The organism is Pantoea cypripedii (assembly GCF_002095535.1).
In the GTDB taxonomy this organism is placed as follows: Bacteria; Pseudomonadota; Gammaproteobacteria; order Enterobacterales; family Enterobacteriaceae; genus Pantoea; species Pantoea cypripedii.
In genome coordinates, this window is record NZ_MLJI01000001.1 from 3,777,068 (window position 1) to 3,796,124 (window position 19,057).

At 56.4% G+C, this 19,057-nt stretch carries 16 protein-coding genes; 6 read left to right on the plus strand and 10 right to left on the minus strand.

Annotation, left to right across the window (positions count from 1 at the left end):
- Window position 1 precedes the first annotated feature (1 nt).
- From HA50_RS17430 to HA50_RS17450, 5 genes are all read right to left on the minus strand, one after another.
- Window positions 2-706 carry a proteasome-type protease gene (locus HA50_RS17430; RefSeq protein ID WP_084876816.1) on the minus strand — a complete coding sequence of 235 codons (705 nt, stop codon included), beginning with the start codon at window positions 704-706 and terminating at the stop codon, window positions 2-4.
- A 20-nt stretch (window positions 707-726) separates the two neighbouring features.
- A complete protein-coding gene (locus tag HA50_RS17435) occupies window positions 727-1,527 on the minus strand; it encodes a transglutaminase family protein (RefSeq protein WP_084876817.1) in 801 nt (266 codons plus the stop codon).
- Window positions 1,524-2,453, minus strand: coding sequence for an alpha-E domain-containing protein (locus tag HA50_RS17440; RefSeq protein WP_084876818.1), 930 nt, complete (start codon window positions 2,451-2,453; stop codon window positions 1,524-1,526). The genes HA50_RS17435 and HA50_RS17440 overlap by 4 nt, the downstream gene beginning before the upstream one ends.
- On the minus strand, window positions 2,447-3,886 hold the full coding sequence (locus HA50_RS17445) for a circularly permuted type 2 ATP-grasp protein (RefSeq protein ID WP_084876819.1): 1,440 nt from the start codon (window positions 3,884-3,886) through the stop codon (window positions 2,447-2,449). Before HA50_RS17445 ends, HA50_RS17440 begins: the two co-directional genes overlap by 7 nt.
- A gap of 125 nt (window positions 3,887-4,011) precedes the next feature.
- Entirely contained in the window at window positions 4,012-4,626 is a 615-nt protein-coding gene (locus tag HA50_RS17450) for a cupin domain-containing protein (RefSeq protein WP_084876820.1), read from the minus strand.
- Window positions 4,627-4,888: 262 nt separating this feature from the next.
- Between HA50_RS17450 and HA50_RS17455 the strand changes: the two genes are divergently transcribed.
- Window positions 4,889-5,371 carry a YlaC family protein gene (locus tag HA50_RS17455; RefSeq protein WP_084876821.1) on the plus strand — a complete coding sequence of 161 codons (483 nt, stop codon included), beginning with the start codon at window positions 4,889-4,891 and terminating at the stop codon, window positions 5,369-5,371.
- Between the two features lie 69 nt (window positions 5,372-5,440).
- Here the strand turns inward: HA50_RS17455 and HA50_RS17460 are convergent, their stop codons facing one another.
- From HA50_RS17460 to HA50_RS17470, 3 genes are all read right to left on the minus strand, one after another.
- On the minus strand, window positions 5,441-6,853 hold the full coding sequence (locus HA50_RS17460; RefSeq protein WP_084876822.1) for an aminotransferase-like domain-containing protein: 1,413 nt from the start codon (window positions 6,851-6,853) through the stop codon (window positions 5,441-5,443).
- A gap of 33 nt (window positions 6,854-6,886) precedes the next feature.
- Entirely contained in the window at window positions 6,887-8,977 is a 2,091-nt protein-coding gene (locus HA50_RS17465; protein ID WP_084876823.1) for a putative bifunctional diguanylate cyclase/phosphodiesterase, read from the minus strand.
- A gap of 155 nt (window positions 8,978-9,132) precedes the next feature.
- Window positions 9,133-11,232, minus strand: coding sequence for a putative bifunctional diguanylate cyclase/phosphodiesterase (locus HA50_RS17470; protein WP_084876824.1), 2,100 nt, complete (start codon window positions 11,230-11,232; stop codon window positions 9,133-9,135).
- Between the two features lie 533 nt (window positions 11,233-11,765).
- Between HA50_RS17470 and HA50_RS17475 the strand changes: the two genes are divergently transcribed.
- From HA50_RS17475 to HA50_RS17495, 5 genes are read left to right on the plus strand one after another with little or no spacing between them, the layout of a single operon-like run.
- The gene (locus HA50_RS17475) at window positions 11,766-12,335 is read left to right on the plus strand and encodes a spore coat protein U domain-containing protein (RefSeq protein ID WP_084876825.1); all 570 of its coding nucleotides are present in this window, start codon (window positions 11,766-11,768) and stop codon (window positions 12,333-12,335) included.
- Between the two features lie 29 nt (window positions 12,336-12,364).
- Complete coding sequence (locus HA50_RS17480; protein WP_084876826.1) at window positions 12,365-12,874, plus strand: Csu type fimbrial protein; 510 nt, start codon at window positions 12,365-12,367, stop codon at window positions 12,872-12,874.
- 25 nt (window positions 12,875-12,899) lie between these two features.
- Window positions 12,900-13,589 carry a fimbrial biogenesis chaperone gene (locus HA50_RS17485; protein WP_084876827.1) on the plus strand — a complete coding sequence of 230 codons (690 nt, stop codon included), beginning with the start codon at window positions 12,900-12,902 and terminating at the stop codon, window positions 13,587-13,589.
- Window positions 13,589-16,021, plus strand: a complete 2,433-nt coding sequence (locus tag HA50_RS17490; protein ID WP_084876828.1) for a fimbria/pilus outer membrane usher protein — start codon at window positions 13,589-13,591, stop codon at window positions 16,019-16,021. Before HA50_RS17485 ends, HA50_RS17490 begins: the two co-directional genes overlap by 1 nt.
- Window positions 16,018-16,995 (plus strand): Csu type fimbrial protein, encoded by a 978-nt coding sequence (locus tag HA50_RS17495; RefSeq protein ID WP_084876829.1) that lies wholly within the window; start codon window positions 16,018-16,020, stop codon window positions 16,993-16,995. The genes HA50_RS17490 and HA50_RS17495 overlap by 4 nt, the downstream gene beginning before the upstream one ends.
- Before the next feature lie 80 nt (window positions 16,996-17,075).
- Here the strand turns inward: HA50_RS17495 and tcuC are convergent, their stop codons facing one another.
- Both tcuC and exbD read right to left on the minus strand, forming a co-directional pair.
- The gene (tcuC, locus tag HA50_RS17500) at window positions 17,076-18,392 is read right to left on the minus strand and encodes an MFS transporter (RefSeq protein WP_084876830.1); all 1,317 of its coding nucleotides are present in this window, start codon (window positions 18,390-18,392) and stop codon (window positions 17,076-17,078) included.
- A 242-nt stretch (window positions 18,393-18,634) separates the two neighbouring features.
- The gene (gene exbD, locus HA50_RS17505) at window positions 18,635-19,057 is read right to left on the minus strand and encodes a TonB system transport protein ExbD (protein ID WP_084876831.1); all 423 of its coding nucleotides are present in this window, start codon (window positions 19,055-19,057) and stop codon (window positions 18,635-18,637) included.

Sequence of the window (19,057 nt, forward strand, 5' to 3'; positions counted from 1 at the left end):
GTTACAGTTTCAACGGGGGTAATTGCGAGAAGACACTCAGCAACCCTTTGCTCCACAGCTGACGGATCTGCGAGAAATAGGGATGCTGGTCGGTGATATGGTACTGCTCGTTATCGCTAAAACTGTCGCTGTGATAAATCATCACATCCAGCGGCAGTCCTACTGAGATATTACTCGCCAGCGTAGAATCCATCGAGATCAGCGCACATTGCATCGCCTGGTTGAGCGGGGTTTCGTAGCGCAACACGCGGTCGATAATCGGTTTGCCATATTTGCTTTCGCCAATCTGGAAATACGGTGTATCGACGCTGGCCTCAATAAAATTGCCCTGCGGATAGATCTGGAACAACCGCGGCTCCTCACCGCGGATCTGGCCACCAAGCAGCAGCGTGCCGCCAAACTCTTCACCATCGCGCTTGATCACTTCGCGCAGCATTTCCCCCACCAGCAGCGCAATGTCATACAGCGATTTCCCATTCAGCAAATTGGGCTGATCGTGGTCATCACAACCGCGTCGTAGCAGGCTCATCACGCTTTGCGTGGTGGCGAGGTTGCCAGCACTTTGCAGCACCAGCGTGCGTTCATCATCCACCTGGAACACATGTAACTTACGAAACGACGAAATATGGTCAACACCCGCATTGGTGCGAGAGTCGGAAACAAAAATCATCCCTGATGATAAACGCATTGCCACACAATAAGTCATAGTCACGCCTGCAAAGAAAATTACTGCTGCGAGTGCACCTGTTGCACCGCGGCCACCGCCAGCATATCTTCACCCCCACCACCCAGCCGCATACCGCGTACCGGACAGGCATCGAGATAATCCACGCCCACCGCCAGCCGCAAATGCTGCCGCGTACTGCGGGTATTGTTGGTGATATCAAAGCTGTGCCAACTGCCATCCAGCCAGGCCTCAACCCAGGCATGGGTGGCAACGTGTTCGACATTGTCAGTATAGAGATAACCGCTGACATAACGCGCCGGAATCCCCAGACTGCGACAGCAGGCAAGAAACACGTGGCTGTGATCCTGGCAAACGCCAGAGCCGGCGGCAAATACTTTCGCGGCGGTATCAGTCACCTGGGTGCTGCCGGGGCGGTAAGGCATTTTCAGCAGCAGTTCGCCCATCAGTTTTTCCAGGCTGGCAAGTGGTGCTTCCGGTCGCCAGTAACGCAGGGCAAAATCGCGGATCGCGCTGTCTGGCTGAGTCAGCGGCGTACCGCGCAGGAAAATCAGCGGCGACAGGGTGGAATCGGGATCGGCGGCCATCTCACCATCATCAAGAATATCCACCACGCCACGGGCGGTAATCTCCAGCATCTGATGTGGCGTATCCAGCGTCAGGACATGCATCACGTTGCCGTAAGCATCAACGGTGCGCGTAGCTTCGCACGGTAGCGCCAGCTCCCATGACAGAATTTGTTGATGCACCGAATTTTGCGGCGTCAGGCGCAGATACTGGGTGCTGAGTTTGACCTGATGCTCCCAGGCATACCAGGTTTTGTGCTCGATGTTCAGTCTCATTTCGCCTCCAGATAGGTGTGATTAATGCTATCGGCCAATTGATTAATGTCTTCCAGGAAGTGATTCAGCCAGTTGTTGAGTCCCGCACGCGTCAGGCTTTCCCAGGTACTGAAGCGCATCTCGGCCAGCAGCACGGTGGCGAGGTAACGCGGACGATCTTCTCCGCTGCTGCCGATCTGCTCCAGTTGGTTGGCGATCTCTTCGATGCAGGAATGCAACGATCGCGGACTTTCGCTGCGCAGGATCAGCATCTCGTTGACCAGATCCGGCATCAGCTGTTGTTTGAAGATCGCGTTGTAGGCCTCGCGCGCGGACACCGCGCGCAGCAGGGTGTCGAGGCAGTAATATTCGCGCACCGAATCGGGGTGCTGCTCCAGCAATTGCTGATTCACGCTCAGCAAACGGGCGCTGCCATCGGCGCGTTCCATCAGGGTGCCAAGGCGGATAAAACTCATGGCATCGCCGCGCAGCAGGGTGCCAAACATCGCGCCGCGAAACAGGTGGCAACGCTCCTTCACCCAGTCGAAAAAGCTGTCGGCATTGGCGCTGGTGATGCCGCGACGGCGCATTTTGCGCATCTCGATCCAGGTGGAGTTGATGCTCTCCCACACTTCCGAAGAGAGGCTGCCGCGTACCGCGTGAGCGTTGTTCCACGCCGATTGCCAGCAGCTGAAAATGCTGCTGGGATTGCGATCATCGAGGGCAAAGAAGTTGAACAACTGGGGCATGGTGAAACGCCCGTTCAGGGTTTCAAACAATTGACGCGTGCCGGTGAGGTTGAGCGGCAACAGCAGCTCATCACCGTGGCTGTTGCGTACCGGCATCAGCGATAGCCGGTTGGTCACATCCAGCACCCGGGCAAGTTGTTCTGCGCGCTCCAGATAGCGCGCCATCCAATAGAGGCCACTGGCCGTGCGGCTTAGCATGATTCATCATCCTCCAGAACCCAGGTGTCCTTAGTACCGCCGCCCTGCGACGAGTTCACCACCAGCGAGCCTTCTGTCAACGCTACGCGGGTCAGGCCGCCCGGCACCAGACGGATATCCGCTCCGCACAGGGCAAACGGACGCAGGTCGATATGACGCGGCGCGAGACCGTTGTCGATAAACGTCGGACAGGTGGAGAGCGACAGGGTGTCTTGCGCGATGTAGTTATCGGGCCGCGCCTGTAAGCGCGCGCGGAAATCGCTCAGTTCCTGCTGGCTGGCCACCGGGCCAATCAGCATGCCGTAGCCCCCCGCACCGTGCACTTCCTTCACCACCATCTTGTCGAGGTTCGCCAGCACGTAGGTGAGATCTTTCGGGTTGCGGCACTGCCAGGTAGGAACGTTGTTGAGGATCGGATCTTCGTCGAGGTAAAAGCGGATCATATCCGGCACATACGGGTAGATCGATTTGTCATCGGCTACCCCGGTGCCGATCGCATTCGCCAGCACCACATTCCCGGCACGATACACCGACAGCAATCCCGGGACGCCGAGCATCGAATCCGGACGGAACGCCAGCGGATCGAGGAAGGCATCATCGACGCGACGATAGATCACATCCACCTTGCAGGGTCCGGCGGTGGTACGCATCATCACCGCGCCATCTTTAACAAACAGGTCAGCGCTTTCCACCAGCTCCACACCCATTTGCTGCGCGAGGAAACTGTGTTCGAAATAGGCGCTGTTGAAGCGGCCTGGCGTCAGTACCACCACCACCGGATCGTTGACCGGCGAGCTTTCACGCAGCGTCTGCAACAGGTGCGACGGATAACGTTCCACCGGGGCCACATGTTGCTCGGCAAACAACTCCGGGTAGAGGCGCATCATCATCTTGCGGTTCTCCAGCATATAGGAGACGCCAGACGGGGTGCGCAGGTTATCCTCCAGCACGTAATACTCACCATCATTGTTACGCACCATATCCACGCCAACGATATGCGCATAGATATTGCGATGCAGATCAACGCCCTGCATACAGGGTTGGTATTGATCGTTGACCAGCACCTGCTCGGCCGGAATGATGCCCGCTTTCAGGATGTGCTGCTGGTGGTAGATATCATGCAGGAAGGCATTGAGGGCTTGTACCCGTTGTCGGATACCGCGATCGAGCATCGCCCATTCGCTGGCAGGAATAATGCGCGGCACGCTATCGAACGGAATCAGGCGCTCTGCGCCGCCGTCTTCGCCATAGACGTTGAAGGTGATGCCAACGCGATGAAACAAAAGTTCCGCTTCTTCGCGTTTACGCGCCACTGCCTCTTTGTCCGCCGCTTGCAACCATTCCCAGTAGTGCTGATAGTGAGCGCGGTGTTGGCCGTCGCTCAGCAACATCTCATCATAGAAGTGTGATGCTATCTGGTAGCTTTCTTTCATGATTTACCCGGCGCTTATCAGAGGACCTGATTCCACTGCTGCATAAACTGTGCCAGGCGCGTGTGCGCTGTGACGCACACGCTACCCACCAGTGGGCCGACGCCGGGTTGTTACAAAATTGCACCTTAGCGGTGCACAAGCTGCTGCGTGACTGGTAGCCAGATTTCAGTCATTGCCCCCTCCCCGCCGGTGAAAGGATCGCGCTGCGGCATAGGTACGCGCTGAATCTGCTGCTGAGAGGTTCTCAGAAAGCGGGGTTCATCGCGCAGCGTTTCCGGCGACATACCTTCAGGATAGGCGCCAACCACCATAAAATCCTCACTGGCGTGGACCTGTTTATGGCCGACACCTGCCGGAACCAGTACCGCATCGCCTTCGCGCAGCGTCACCATACGGCCACTGTCTCCGCCAAATAACACTTCCGCCCAACCCGCCGCGACACCCAGCACTTCATGGGTGTTCGGGTGGTAATGGGTATAAGGGAAGATCGGATAACGCCAGGCTGCGGGCCAGCCGTTATCGGTAAAGGTTTTTTCAAACCAGGCGGCGGTATCCTGGTTTTCATCGTCGTCGTCATCAGGTGCGACGCCCGGCCAGATAATCAGCGGCAGCGGGTTGTTCGGCACACCGCCGGACGGGATCGATAACATAAGATGCTGCGGGTTACTGGAAGCCCCTGCGGAAAAGGTGCCAGCGGCGAAAGACATCAGTAACAGCAGGCTGGATGGGTAGACAGTCATACTCTTTCTCCGGTTAGCCACATGCTAATAGTGTGGCAAAATCGCATGACAATACAATGTGCTCAGGTCCGCAAAATTCACATAAAAGCATGATTTTGCTAACTAAAGCCAAATTAATGATTAACCTCTTTAACATTTCGAGCGCAACACCCGGCGCAGGGCGATTTACCGCGCAACTGTTATAAAAAATCTGCACTGATCTGTGTCTGCAACTCTTCACTGTTACATGCTTTACTGGCAGGCAGTGAAAGAGAGGTGAACAATGGACGCCATTAAACAAATCCTGATTGATGAAATCGCTACCCTGAACCGTGAAGAACGCCGCGATAATCGGCCGCGTTTTAGCTTTTCGTTTCTGAAAACCCATCCGGGGCTGTGGGGAGTGATGTACCTGTGTTACGCGCTGTGCGTCGCACTGATTTTTTCCACCGAGATGCTTGGCTGGCCCGCATTCTGGTTCGCCACCGCGTTTGTGCTGGTGATGAGCTTTCTGATGCTGCTGGATATCAATCCAAAGTATCGTTTCGAGGATATTGATGCGCTGGATCTGCGCGTTTGCTACAACGGCGAGTGGTATTACATTCAGCCGGTATCGCAGCAGGGTATCTCGAAGATTCTGGATAACCCCGGCACGCCGGATCGGGTGCGCAGCGGCATTCATCGCCTGATGCAGCAGAAAGGTGAGGTGGATTTTTACGACGTGTATTACCTGACCTGGGGCCACCAGCAAGCCTCGCAGGTGTAAAAAAACACCCCCGTAGCGGCGCGATTTATCGCGCGCCCTGGACCTTAAAAACGCGCGATAATCGCGCCGCTACGGGTGCAATTGTTTGATTAACTGCCCTAATTTCTCCACCGCCGCTTCGGCGCGCGCATCCCACGGCCAGGCGGTATTGAAGCGGAAGCAGTGGCGAAAATCTTCGCTGCTGGAAAACAACTGCCCCGGCGCGATGCTAATCCCTTCTTTTAACGCCAGATGATACAGCTGCGTAGTATTGATACCGGCGGGTAAGGCTACCCATAAAAAGTAACCCCCAGGGGTATCGCTGATGCTGGTCTCGGCAGGCAGCACCTGCTGTAGCGCCGCGCGCGCCAGCTGTTTGCGTTTCGCCAGCGTCTGACGCAGTCGCTTCAGATGGCTGTCGTAACTGCGGGTGGAGAGGAAATCCGCTAGTGCCAGCTGCATCGGTGCGCTGGTGGAAAGCGTACTCATCAGTTGGATACGCTGGACGCGCTGGGCATGTCTACCCGCTGCCACCCAGCCAATACGAAACCCCGCCACCAGATTTTTGGAGAAGCTGCCGCAATGCATCACGTCGCCGTTACGATCAAAGGCTTTCGCCGGGAGCGGCTTTTCGTCACCAATCCACAGTTCGCTGTACACATCATCTTCAATCAGCGCCACGCCGTAGCGCGCCAGCAGCGCAACCAGCTGCTCCTTGCGCGCATGGCTTAAGGTGAAGCCGAGCGGGTTTTGCCGGTTGGTCATCAGCCAGCAGGCTTTTACCGGCCAGCGCTGTAACGCCTGTTCCAGTTCACCAAAATCAATCCCCTGCTCCACGTCGCTGGCGACGGCAATCGCATTCAGTTTCAGGCGCTCAATCGCCTGCAACGCGCCATAGAAAGAGGGATTCTCAATTACCACCCAGTCGCCCGGTTCGGTCACCGCCTGTAAGCTCAGGTTAAGCGCTTCCATCGCACCGTTAGTGATCACGATGTCATCCGGCGAGATGGTTATGCCCTGCTGCGCATAGCGCTGGGCAAGGATTTTGCGCAAATCAGCGTTACCCGGCGGCAGGTTGTTGAGCGCATCGGTCGGTTTCAGGTTATGTGAGACTTTCACCAGCGAACGCATCAGCTGGCGTTGCGGAAACAGCTCGGGATCGGGAAAGGCGGAGCCAAACGGCATAATGGCCGGATCGCGCGTGGCTTGCAGCACATCAAATACGAAACTGTTGGTGTCGGTCTGTTCCGGGCGGGCCACGGTTTGCGTTGGCAGGCGCGGGCGCGGAGCCGCCGCACGGGGCGCGATATAGTAGCCGGACTGCGGTTTCGACAGAATCCAGCCCTGGCTCTCCAGCACTTCGTAAGCATGCATCACCGTCATCAGGCTGAGGCCGGATTGATCGGCCTGCTGACGCAGCGACGGCAGTTTTTCCCCTGGCTGCCAGATGTTGGCTTCAATTTGTTCCCGCAGTTGATCAACCAGCTGCTGATATTTCGCCACCTGAATCTCCGTCGCTACCTATTCATAAAAGGCTTACTTCGCGGTAACTTCCAGTTCCGCTGCCGGGGTCACAAACTCCGGTAGTTCGCCAATGCGTTCTGGTGGTACCGGCTTGCCCAGCAGATATCCCTGTAGCGTATTACAACCCAGCCCGGTCAGAAACGCCTGTTGCCCCTCGGTTTCTACCCCTTCGGCCACCACTTTCAAATCCAGCGACTGTGCCAGCGCCACGATTGCCGAGACGATGGTAGCATCTTCTGATTTTGCCTGTAGCTCATTAACGAAGGCGCGGTCGATTTTCAGCTCACTGGCCGGTAACCGCTTGAGATATAACAGGCTGGAATAGCCGGTGCCGAAATCATCAATCGAGGCTTTCACCCCCATATTGGTCAGCTCGGTCAGGATACGGACGCTCTCCTCCGGGTCACGCATCGCGGTGGTTTCGGTGACCTCCAGCGTCAGTAGCTCAGCCGGAATCTGATGCTGCGACAAGGCCTGCGTGACGGTTTCCACCAGATTGCTCTGCTCAAACTGCAACGCCGACAGGTTGACCGCCACTGACCAGTGCGGATGTCCCTGCAAATGCCAGCTGTGCAGCTGACGGCAGGCTTCATTGATCACCCAGTTACCGATATTGATGATCATCCCGGTCTTCTCCGCCATCGGCAGGAATTTGTCCGGTGTCAGCAAGCCGCGCGTCGGGTGCTGCCAGCGCAACAACGCCTCAAAACCAATAATTGGCCCGCTCGGTGCGCAATATTTGGGTTGATAGAACAACCGCAGCTCGTTGTTATCCATCGCCTGCCACAGGTCGTTGTTCAACTGGAGCTGACTCTGCGCCAGGGTATTCATTGAAGGCTGGAAGAAGTTGTAGCCGTTGCGCCCGTTGTTTTTGGTGTGATACATCGCGGCGTCGGCGTTAAACATCAGTTCGCGTTCATCGACACCATCGCCGGGATACACGGCGATGCCGATGCTCAGCGACACCATTAACTCATAACGTGAGATGCTAAACGGCTTTTCAATCGCCTTCACCAGCGCATCTGCCGCGGCGGCGGCATCGTTCGGATCGTCGATTTCAATCAGCAACACGAACTCATCGCCGCCCATGCGCGCCAGCGTGTAGTGGCCTTTCATCTGCCCGGTCATGCGTTCGGTGACTGCGATCAGCAGATTGTCACCGACATGGTGGCCAAAGGCATCGTTAACCGCTTTGAAGCCATCAAGATCCATAAACATCAGCGCAAAATGCGAGTGTTCGCGGTCCGCTTTATTGATGGCCTGGTCGAGACGATCTTCCAGCAAAATACGGTTCGGCAGGCGTGTCAGGTTGTCATGCAACGCCAGCTGCGCCAGTTCACGGTTGGCCTCGGCCAGCGAACGCGCGAGGATTGATGTACGTGCCTGCATCCGTGCATCCAGCATCGATACCAGCAGGGTAATGCCCAGAATCGATAGCGTTACCACCGTCACCAGCATCGCCAGCCAGTTACTGTTAACACCCATATGTGTCGCGTGGCTTTGCATCGGAAAATCCGCCGCTGCCATGCCGGTATAGTGCATACCGGCGATGGCGCAGCCCATCACCACCGAGGCCCCCAGGCGCAGCAGGGTGACGCGACCATTTCCTTCACGCAGGTTGAACGCCAGCCACAGCGCTGCCCCGGAGGCGACCAGCGCGATCACCACAGACGCAGCGACCCAGTACCAGTTCCAGACAATGCCAGGTGCAAACATCAACGCGGCCATACCGGTGTAATGCATCGCCACCACGCCCGTGCCGAGCACCACCGCGCCGCCGCACAGGCGCGGCCAGGGCAGATCGCCAGAGCAAACCAGCCACAGGGCAAAGATCGATGCCAGTACGGCAATCACCATCGATATGGCCGTCAGCAAAGGGTTGTAGCTCATCACCATATCAAGACTCATCGACAGCATGCCGATGAAGTGCATCGCCCAGATGCCAATGCCCATCGCAAAGCCGCCGCCAAGCAGCCACACCAGGGCCGTCTTGCCAGTGGAGGTGGCCACCCGTCCCGCCATATCCAGCGCGGTAAAGGAGGCCAGCATCGCCACCAGAATGGAGACGATGACGGTATACCAATCGTACGAAGTCACTAACATAGTGAGCTCCCAAGTCAGAGCTGGCTTAGCAGCTGTGGTGTTGTTAACAAAAAGTAAAATACATTAATATTATTGTATAAATCATCGACAGTCGTGCTGCCGTTAGAGATCTTTGAACGATGAAAGATTGCGATTCAGAAAATCAAAATTACTCGTCAGGCACCCGCCAGCGGTGCGATGCTATCGGGGATGGTCAGTGGCGCAGTTGCCGCCACGGTGAATTCACTGATGCGTTCTGCCGGAGTGGGTTTCCCCAGCAAATAGCCCTGCAACATGTCAAAACCCAGTCCGGTCAATAAGCGCTGCTGTTCTTCCGTTTCCACTCCTTCGGCCACCATGCGCAGATTCAGGCTCTGCGCCAGGGTGATCATGGCACTGACTACCGTGGCATCTTCACTGTCGGCGCGCAGGCTATTGATGAAGCTGCGATCAATCTTCAACTCGGTCGCCTCCAGATGTTTCAGATGCAGCAAGTTAGCATAACCGATACCAAAATTGTCGATTGCCACCCGGACACCCAACTGATGCAACTCAGCAATACGCTGCTGGCTGAACTGCGGGTCGCGCATGGCAATGGTTTCGGTGATTTCCAGCATCAGCATCCCTTCCGGCAAACCATGCTGTTGCAGAATCTCCCTCAGGCTGTCGATCAGATCGCGCTGATGAAATTGCAGCGATGACAGGTTAACCGAGACGCTCCAGCTGCTGTTTCCTTCGTCATGCCACTGCCGCAGCTGGCGACAGGCTTCGTTAATCACCCAATGACCCAACGCGATAATCTGTCCGGTTTTCTCGGCTCGCGGCAGAAACATATCCGGCATGAGCAATCCGCGGCGCGGATGTTGCCAGCGCAGCAGCGCTTCAAAACCCATCAGCATCGTGCCACCCGCGCGGAACTTCGGTTGATAGAACAGGCGCATTTCCTGATGCTCCAGCGCACTCCACAGATCATTGGCCAGCGCCAGTTGGTATTGCGCCACCGCACTCATGGCCGGTTCGTACAGGCACCAGCCGTTACGTCCGCTATGTTTGGTGTGATACATCGCCGAATCCGCGTTGAACATCATTTCCTGCTTACTGCGGCCATGCAGCGGGAAAATGACGATGCCCACACTGAGCGAGACACGCAGCGAGTAGCGCTCCAGTTCGAAGGGGGCGTCAATGGCGTTCACCAGGCGCTGTGCCTGCGCGGCGGCTTGCAGGCCATCACAGCCTGGGCTTAACAGCACGAATTCATCGCCCCCCAGACGCGCCAGCATCGCATCTTTACGCAGTTGGTTGCGCAGGCGCGTGGCAACAGCAATAAGTAAGCGGTCACCAACATGATGTCCCCAGGTATCGTTAACCGCCTTAAAGCCGTCGAGATCCATAAACATCAACGCAAAGGTTTGATCGTTGAGGGTCGCGTGTTTGACGGCGGCATCGAGTTGCTGCTCCAGCAGCACCCGGTTCGGTAAGGTGGTGAGCGTATCGTGCATCGCTAACTGATGTAGCTCGTTATTGGCGCTTTTTAATTTGGCTGCCAGCCGCGCGGCGCGTAGCTGAGCATCCAGCATGGAAATCAACAAGGTGACGCCAAGGATACTCAGCGTGATGATGGTGACCCACACCGCCAACCCCTGATCGCTGACGCCATGTTCCATCATGCTGCTGGTGTTGTTGAACTGTGCCGCCGCCATACCGACGTAGTGCATACCGGCAATGGCGACGCCCATCACCAGGGCTGCGTAAGCGCGCATGATCAGCAGGCCATCCCCCTGACGCAGATGAAACGCCAGCCACAGCGCGACCCCCGCTGCGCTATAAGCAATCAGCACTGACAGGATGACCAGGTCTTTATTCCACTGAATGGCAGGTTCGATCATCAGCGAGTTCATACCGAGATAGTGCATCACCACTACCCCACTGCCGAGAATCAGGGTGCCACGTACCAGGCGGCGGAACGTCAGATGGCTACCGCGTACCACCTGCGCGAAGGAAAAGATGGAGGCTAATATGGCAACCGCCAGCGACAGCGAGGTGAGCGTCACATCGTAGCGCATGGTCATCGGCAGCATCATCGCCAGCATACCGATAAAGTGCATGGCCCAGACGCCAATACCCATCGCCGTGCCCCCTGCGACCAGCCACAAACGGGCAAGATAACCGCGCGACACGGCGACACGTCCGGCAGTATCCAGCGCCGTAAATGAGGCGATAAAAGCAACGATTAAGGAAATCGCCACCAGAACGCTATCCCAGGTAACCAGCAACATGAGCGCTCCTCACTAACCCGCTAGCGAGCAGGTGCTGAATCGTCGAATCGGAACAAAGATTAAAAAGCATGCATAAAAGGTCTGTTAACTCTTCAAAAGCGATTTCAGCCGCTCATCGTGCCAGCCTGGCTGGGGACTCGCGCACCGGGATTTTTTATTCGCTGAGAGGAGAATCGTTATTATGTCTGATTAATGTATGAACATAACACTGAACCCTGCGCCGCGGTAGTAGCTGGAATAACTCCGCGTTTAGTTTTTTTAATCTGCCTGAATCCCTTGCTATCACTGAATTATCGGCTATCGGGACAAATTGATTAGGGAAAAATTCCTGGTGGACCTGACAGGCTTCGCTTTGCTGAACTATAGTTAAGAAAACTGATATAAATCATTCCCCTGTCTTATAAGAACTTTCTTAGTCGTCAGGGATTTTTACTGTGCAGCCAAATCTGGCTCCTTGTTATTTTTCGATTGATTTCATAAATACATCATCAGGTGAAAAAGCACTGACCCTGGATAATCAGTAAGGAATGATTATGAAACTCAAGCTTTTTCTTTTGGCTGCCAGCCTGAGCGTCTCACTTCCGTACTCCGTTGTTTTCGCTGCGACCACAACGGGAACCATTAATGCCACATTAACCCTGACCACCGGCTGTCTGGTGAACGGCCAGTCGGCCACGACCGGAGTTAATTTTGGTACCTTAAATTTCGGTAGCAGTGCGGCAACCTTCGATACGCTAAATGCCACCCTGGTAGGGGCTTCCGGCAACGGTATCTACGTGCGCTGCACCACCGGCCAGACGTTTAACGTGCAGGTCACCAGCAGTAATGCTGCGCCAGCCACCATTTACGGCACCGTCAGCGGGCAGCCGCGTTACCTGATCCTCGGCTCCAACAATACGCAGGGCATCGCTTACACCCTTTACAGCGATGCAGCCTTCACCACGGCCATCGCCAATAACACCAATATCGCCCCCAGCGGCACCACCGACCCGACACTGGGTACCAACTACGCCATTTATGGTCGTGTGGTCGGCGGCGGCTTCAACCCATTAATTCCGGCAGGGACCTACACCGATACCATTAATGTTGCGGTGAATTACTAAGGCGCGCGTTTCGGTTAAACAGGGTGAGAGTGGTAAATGGGTGGACGCGCATATACGGCGGTCTGGCCCTGCTGATAGGGAGTGTCAATGCCTGGGGGTTGCCAACCGCAACCTTCCAGGTCTCTGCCTCAGTAGTGGCTGGCTGCGTGGTCTCCGGTTCCAATCCCGGAGCGTTTGGCACGCTCGATTTTGGCACTCAGTCCGGTGTCGCCAGCAGCAGCGTCAGTGCCAGTTTTGTCCAGAGTTCCACTATCAGCCTGGCCTGCACGCCTGGCACCACCGTCAGTATGTCGATCAACGGTGGCAGCAACTACACCACCACCCGCAACCTGAAACTGGCCAGTTTCACCAACACTGTGGCCTACAGCCTGTATAGCAACGCCAGCCACACCGCCGCGATTGGGGTGAACTCACCCATTACGCTCAGCTATAGCAACGCGAACAACATCACGCTGCCAATTTATGGCTTGTTGCAGCTACCCGGCCCGACGCGCGCCGGGGTTTATACCGATACCCTAACCGTCACCCTGAGCTGGTGAGGGCACAAACAAGAAGGAATGGTAGATGAAAAACCTGCTGCTGCTCTGGCTGCTCACATGCAGCGCTCTCAGCCATGCTGCCAACTCGCTGATGATCTGGCCGATTGATCCCGCCATCAATCCCGACGATAAAGCCAGTGAGCTGTGGCTGGAGAATCGTGGCAACGCCACCACGCTGATGCAGGTGCGCATCTTCACCTGGCAGCAGGTCAACCAGCGCGAGCAGTATCAGACCCAGCAGCAGGTGCTCGCCAGCCCACCGCTGGTGCGCATTGAACCGGGGCAGAAGCAGCTGGTGCGCTTAATTAAGCAAGTGCCACCCGACGCGGGCAAGGAGATGGCCTACCGCGTGGTACTGGATGAGATCCCCACCCCGCGCACCCCAGGTACCAATCAGGCCGGGTTGACCTTTCAAATGCGCTACTCCGTGCCGCTGTTTGTTTATGGCAGTGGCTTAACGGCCGACAGCGCCAAACCCAATCTCAGTTGGCGGGTGGAAAACAGCGAGGGCAAACGCTGGCTGCTGCTGACCAATAACGGCAGCGGCCATGCGCGCCTGAGCAATGTCACCATTGGCGGACGCCCCATCGGCAACGGCCTGTTTGGCTACGTGCTGGCAAACAGCAGCAACCGCTGGCTACTGAATAGCAATGTCAGTGGGGAGCTGGAGGCTGAGATGAATAAAGGCCACTGGCAAAGCGCAGCCGTGCGTTGATGCGCATTTCGCCCCACCCTTGTGCGCTGGCCGTGACCAGCGTCGTTTGCTGTTTACCGCTGATCAGTAGCGCCGAGACCTTCTCCGAGCTGCCGCCGCCCCCTGCGCTGCAAAACAATGCCGCGGGGCAGCAATACATGCTGGAGCTGATCATCAATCAGGGGGAGCAGGGTAACATCGTGCCGGTCGAACAGAAGAACGGCGATTTCTGGCTGCGACGCGGCGATCTGGAACGCGCCGGGATCCCGGCGGACAAATTGCAGGGACAGCAGATTAACGTCAACCAGCTAAGCGGCGTCAAAGTAGACTATGACAATCAACGCCAACGCCTGCTGCTGACAGTCCCTCCTGCCTGGCTTCCGGGCCAGGTGATCGGCCAGGCACATAATGGGCCACGCTACCCAGGGCGGGCCAGCACCGGGGCACTGCTTAACTATGATTTCTACGCCACCCGTACCGATCATACCGGCTCGCGGCTCGCCACCTGGAATGAGTTACGGGTATTTGGTGCCGCCGGACAATTCTCCAGCAACGGCGTCTGGCAGCAGCAACTGGAGGGCGATGCTCCCCAGCAGCCCAATGGTTATATCCGCTACGATACCTGGTGGAGCAACGAGGACGAGAACGCGGTACTAAGCTGGCGCGCCGGAGATTTAGTTACCGATGCGCTCTCCTGGACCAACAGCGTGCGCCTCGGCGGGGTGCAGATTGGCCGTGATTTCAGTATCCGTCCAGACCTGATCACCTATCCGCTGCCACAGTTTTCCGGCCAGGCCGCCGTACCTTCCACGGTGGATTTGTTTATTAACGGCTATCGCTCCAGCCAGGCCAACGTTCAGCCGGGTCCGTGGTCGCTGACTAACGTCCCTTTCGTTAATGGCGCAGGGGATGCGGTCATCACCACCACCGATGCGGTCGGCCGCCAGATCACCACCACCCTGCCCTTTTATGTTTCCAGCAGCTTGCTGAAGCAAGGTTTGTCTGACTACTCCTTCTCTGGCGGGGCAATGCGTGAAAACTACGGCATCAGAAATTTCGACTATGGTGCAGCCGCGGCCAGCGGCTCGTATCGCTATGGTGTGACCAACTGGCTGACGCTGGAAACCCACGCCGAAGGCAGTGATGAGGTGGCGATGGGCGGCGCGGGTGGCCTGCTGAAACTCGGCAGTTGGGGCGTTCTCAACGGTGCGCTGGCGCAAAGCCAGATGAGCGGAAAACCCGGCACGCAATACAGCTGGGGATATCAGTACAACAACAGCTGGCTGAGCTTCGGCACGCAGCATACCTTACGCACGGCAGATTTTGGCAATCTGGCGCTGGTCGGCAATCGCAGTGACTCGGACGAGTCCTCATATTCGCTGGCCCGCCGCAGTGCGCAGTACACCGCCAGCGTGTCGATGAACCAATACGGCAGTCTCGGGCTGGCGTATCTCGATATCAACAGCGGCGATGGCGAACGCACCAGGCTGTGGAATCTGTCGTGGAGTAAAAACATTTGGGGCAACAGCAGCCTGTATATCTCCGCCAGCCGCGACCAGCAACAGGGGGAATGGAGCGGCGCGATTTCGCTGGTGATCCCGTTCGGCGAACAGGGCAGCGCCTCGGTCAGCATGGAACGCGATCAGCAGGGAGAAAACAACCAGCGGGTATATCTGTCACGCGCCATGCCGAGTGATGGCGGCTACTCCTGGGATGCCTCGTGGGCCAATCAGGGCGGCAATAGCGGCGATTATCGTCAGGGCAGCCTGCGTTATCGCAACAATAAAGTGGATACCTCAGCCGGTTTTTATGGCGACGACGATAACACCACCCAGTGGGCCGATTTCAGTGGTGCGCTGGTGCTGATGGATAACCGTTTGTTCGTTGCCAATCAGATCAACGATGCCTTTGTACTGGTGAAAACCAATTATCCCGACGTGAATATCCGCTACGAAAACCAGTCGATGGGGCGTACCGATAACCAGGGTTATCTGCTGGTGCCCTCAATCAGCAGCTATTACGCGGCGAAATACGATATTGATACGCTGGACCTGCCTGCCGATATGACCTCACCCCGGGTAGAACAACGCTTTGCGGTGAAACGCCAGAGCGGTTATCTGCTGAATTTCCCGGTGGAAAAGCTGCGTTCGGCCAGCGTGATTCTGCATGACAGCAACGGTCAGCCGCTGCCGGTCTCCAGCCAGGTTCTGCGCGCCGGGCAGGCAACCGAGTATGTCGGCTGGGACGGTATTACCTGGATGGAAAACCTCGACGCCAGCAACCCGATCCAGGTCACCACACCGGATGGTCGCACCTGTCGCACCGAACTCAATATTGCCAACGGGCCACAGGCGCTGAAGACCTATGGACCGCTCACCTGCGCGTTACCCGCGCCACCACCCGGTGCCGCGCAGCCGAATACAGAAAACTCAACTTCAGGCATCACTCCATGAAAAGAATTCTGCTAGTGCTGACATTGTTGCTGCTACCGGGCCTGACATATGCCGCCTGTGGCCTGCCTGCATCAACCGCCAGCTTTGGCTCGGTCACTACCTTTGTGGCCAATTCAACTATCAGCTCCACCTCGACCACCGCTAACGTCAACTGTGGCGCGGGATCAGCGCTGACGTTATTAGGTACTAATACCATCACCTTTCAGCTGGCCAGCGCCTCAAACGTGAATGGCACGCGGGGTACCCTGAAGCGCAGCGGCGATACCGGCAGCGATAATATTCCGGTGCGCCTGTGCATGGACAGTGCCTGCGCTACCGAGCTGACCGTGGGAGGATCAACCTATACCTTTTCCCAGGCGGTGCTGGCGAATCTTGCTGGTCTGTTTGGTAGTCTGAACTTTGCTTTGCCGGTATATCTGAAAACCGTCACCGGGCAAACCGTTGCCGCAGGAACCTATACGGTGACGCTCAATTTATATGTCACCTACAATATCTGCACCAGTCTTGGCGTCGGAGGCCTTTGTCTGACACCGCAGACCGGCACCGGTACCATTCCGATTACGGTAACGGTAGTGATCTCAAATGATTGCACCACCATCACCGCGCCAAACGTCAGTTTTGGCAGCGCGCCATTGGTCAGCAGTTTTTCCACAGTGCAGCAGTCCATTAGCGTGGTGTGCAGCAAAGGCAGCACCTACACGGTGGGATTGAGTAACGGCAGCTACGCGGCGAATGGCGTGCGCAATATGGCGAGCGGTACCAACCGGTTAAGTTATGACATCTACCAGGGCACCACCACCACCACGCGCTGGGGGCCGACCGGCACGGACCGCTGGAGCAGCAGCGCCTCAACCACCGTCAGTGCCGATGGTCTGACGCGCGGCTATACCTACACCGCGCAGATTCTGACGACGCAGAACACCCCGGCGGCAGGGAATTACACCGATAACGTGGTGGTGGATTTGTCGTTTTGAAACAGCGGCGAGAGTGATTGCGCGATAAATCGCGCCGCAACAGGGATGTGCGATCTGTAGCGGCGCAATTTATGAAATGATCAGGCATTCACGGTGGTCGCGCGGTGCCGCGTTCGATACTGCTTCACCATGCGGCCAATCAGCAGCGTACCAATCAAGCCGCATACCGCCGCGAATGACAGCCAAACGCCGGGCATCGCTTTGTCGCCGGTCGCGTGAATTAGATAACTGGACACCGCCGGAGTGAAGCCGCCAAATAACGCCGTCGCCAGGCTGTAAGCCAGCGAGAAGCCTGAAGCACGCACTTCGGCAGGCATAATTTCGGCCAGATACACCACCATCGCGCCGTTATAGCTGGCGTAAAGGAAGGAGAGCCACAGCTCCGCCATCACCAGATGGGAGAAGGTTGGCGCAGCCACCAGCCATTTCAGCACCGGCCAGGCGGTGAGGATCATCAGGATGGTGAAGAAAATCAGCAGCGGACGACGCCCCACCCGGTCTGACAACGAGCCCATCACCGGCAGCCAGAACAGGTTGGAAAGACCGACAAACAGCGTCACCAGGAAGCTCTCTTTCTCCGTCATCAGCAACACCGTTTTGCCGAAGGTGGGAGTAAAAGCGGTGATCATATAGAACATCACCGTGGTAGTGACCACCATCAGCATACCGGCTAATACCAGCGCCCAATTCTGCCCTACTGAACGCATAATCTGGCGCATGGTCGGATGATGTTTGCGCTGGCTGAAGGCTTCAGTTTCCTCCAGCATGCGACGAATCCAGAACAGGAACGGCACAATCAGACAGCCGATAACAAACGGAATACGCCAGCCCCACTCAGTGACCGCGTCTTTTTCCAGCAGATGATTCAGCCCCAGCCCCAGCAGTGCAGCGAAAATCACCGCCACCTGTTGGCTACCGGATTGCCAGCTGACGTAAAAACCCTTACGTCCCTTCGGCGCAACCTCGGCCAGATAAACCGACACGCCACCCAGTTCGACACCGGCAGAAAAGCCCTGCAACAGACGGCCAATCAGAATCAATATCGGCGCAGCCGCGCCCAGCGTGGCGTAACCCGGCACCACGGCGATAGTCAGGGTGCCGAGCGCCATAATGCCGAGCGTCACCAGCAGACCTTTACGGCGACCATGATGGTCAATATAGGCACCAAGGATGATCGCCCCCAGCGGACGCATCAGAAAGCCAGCGCCAAAGGTCATCAGCGTCAGCATCAGCGACGCAAACGGGTCATCTCCGGGGAAAAAGGTTTTCGCAATCGCGGTCGCGTAGTAACCAAAGACCATGAAATCATACATTTCAAGGAAATTGCCGCTGGTTACGCTAAAGATGGTTTTGGCACCGCCCTGCGATGATTTTTGTAAAGACGAAGGTGAACTCATAGGTTTTCCAGGTTTCTTCCATGCATAAGGCTTTCTTTTAGCGTGGCCGTTAGCGGATGAATGTGATCACCTTCACCATTGCACTTTACAAAACCAGGGTTATAGGTAACAAAGCATTAACAAAACCGATCCACAGAATAATTGCCCATTTATGGCACTGATTCGTGATTTCCTGTTTTGCTCAGCAAGCACCCATAACAAAAAGGGCGTCCATCTGGACGCCCTCATAACCCTGGGTGAAATTACTTTTTCACCGTTTCCATACCCATCAGGCCGATTTTCAGATATCCGGCCTCACGCAGCTGATCCATCACTGACATCAGGGTTTCATAACTCACCGACTTATCTGCCTGGAAGAAGATAGTGGTGTCTTTGTTACCTTCGGTCTGCGCGGTTAACGCATTGACCAGCGTCTCTTTCGTTACCTGATCATTGCCGATATAGACCTGATTATCTTCTTTAATCGACAGATAGACCGGTTTTTCCGGACGCGGCTGCGGCGCACTGGTGGAAGCAGGCAGGTTAACGCGAACATCCACCGTTGCCAGCGGTGCGGCCACCATGAAGATGATCAGCAGAACCAGCATGACGTCGATAAATGGCGTCACGTTGATTTCATGCATTTCGCCATCGCTTTCCAGGTCGTCGTTTAAACGCATCGCCAT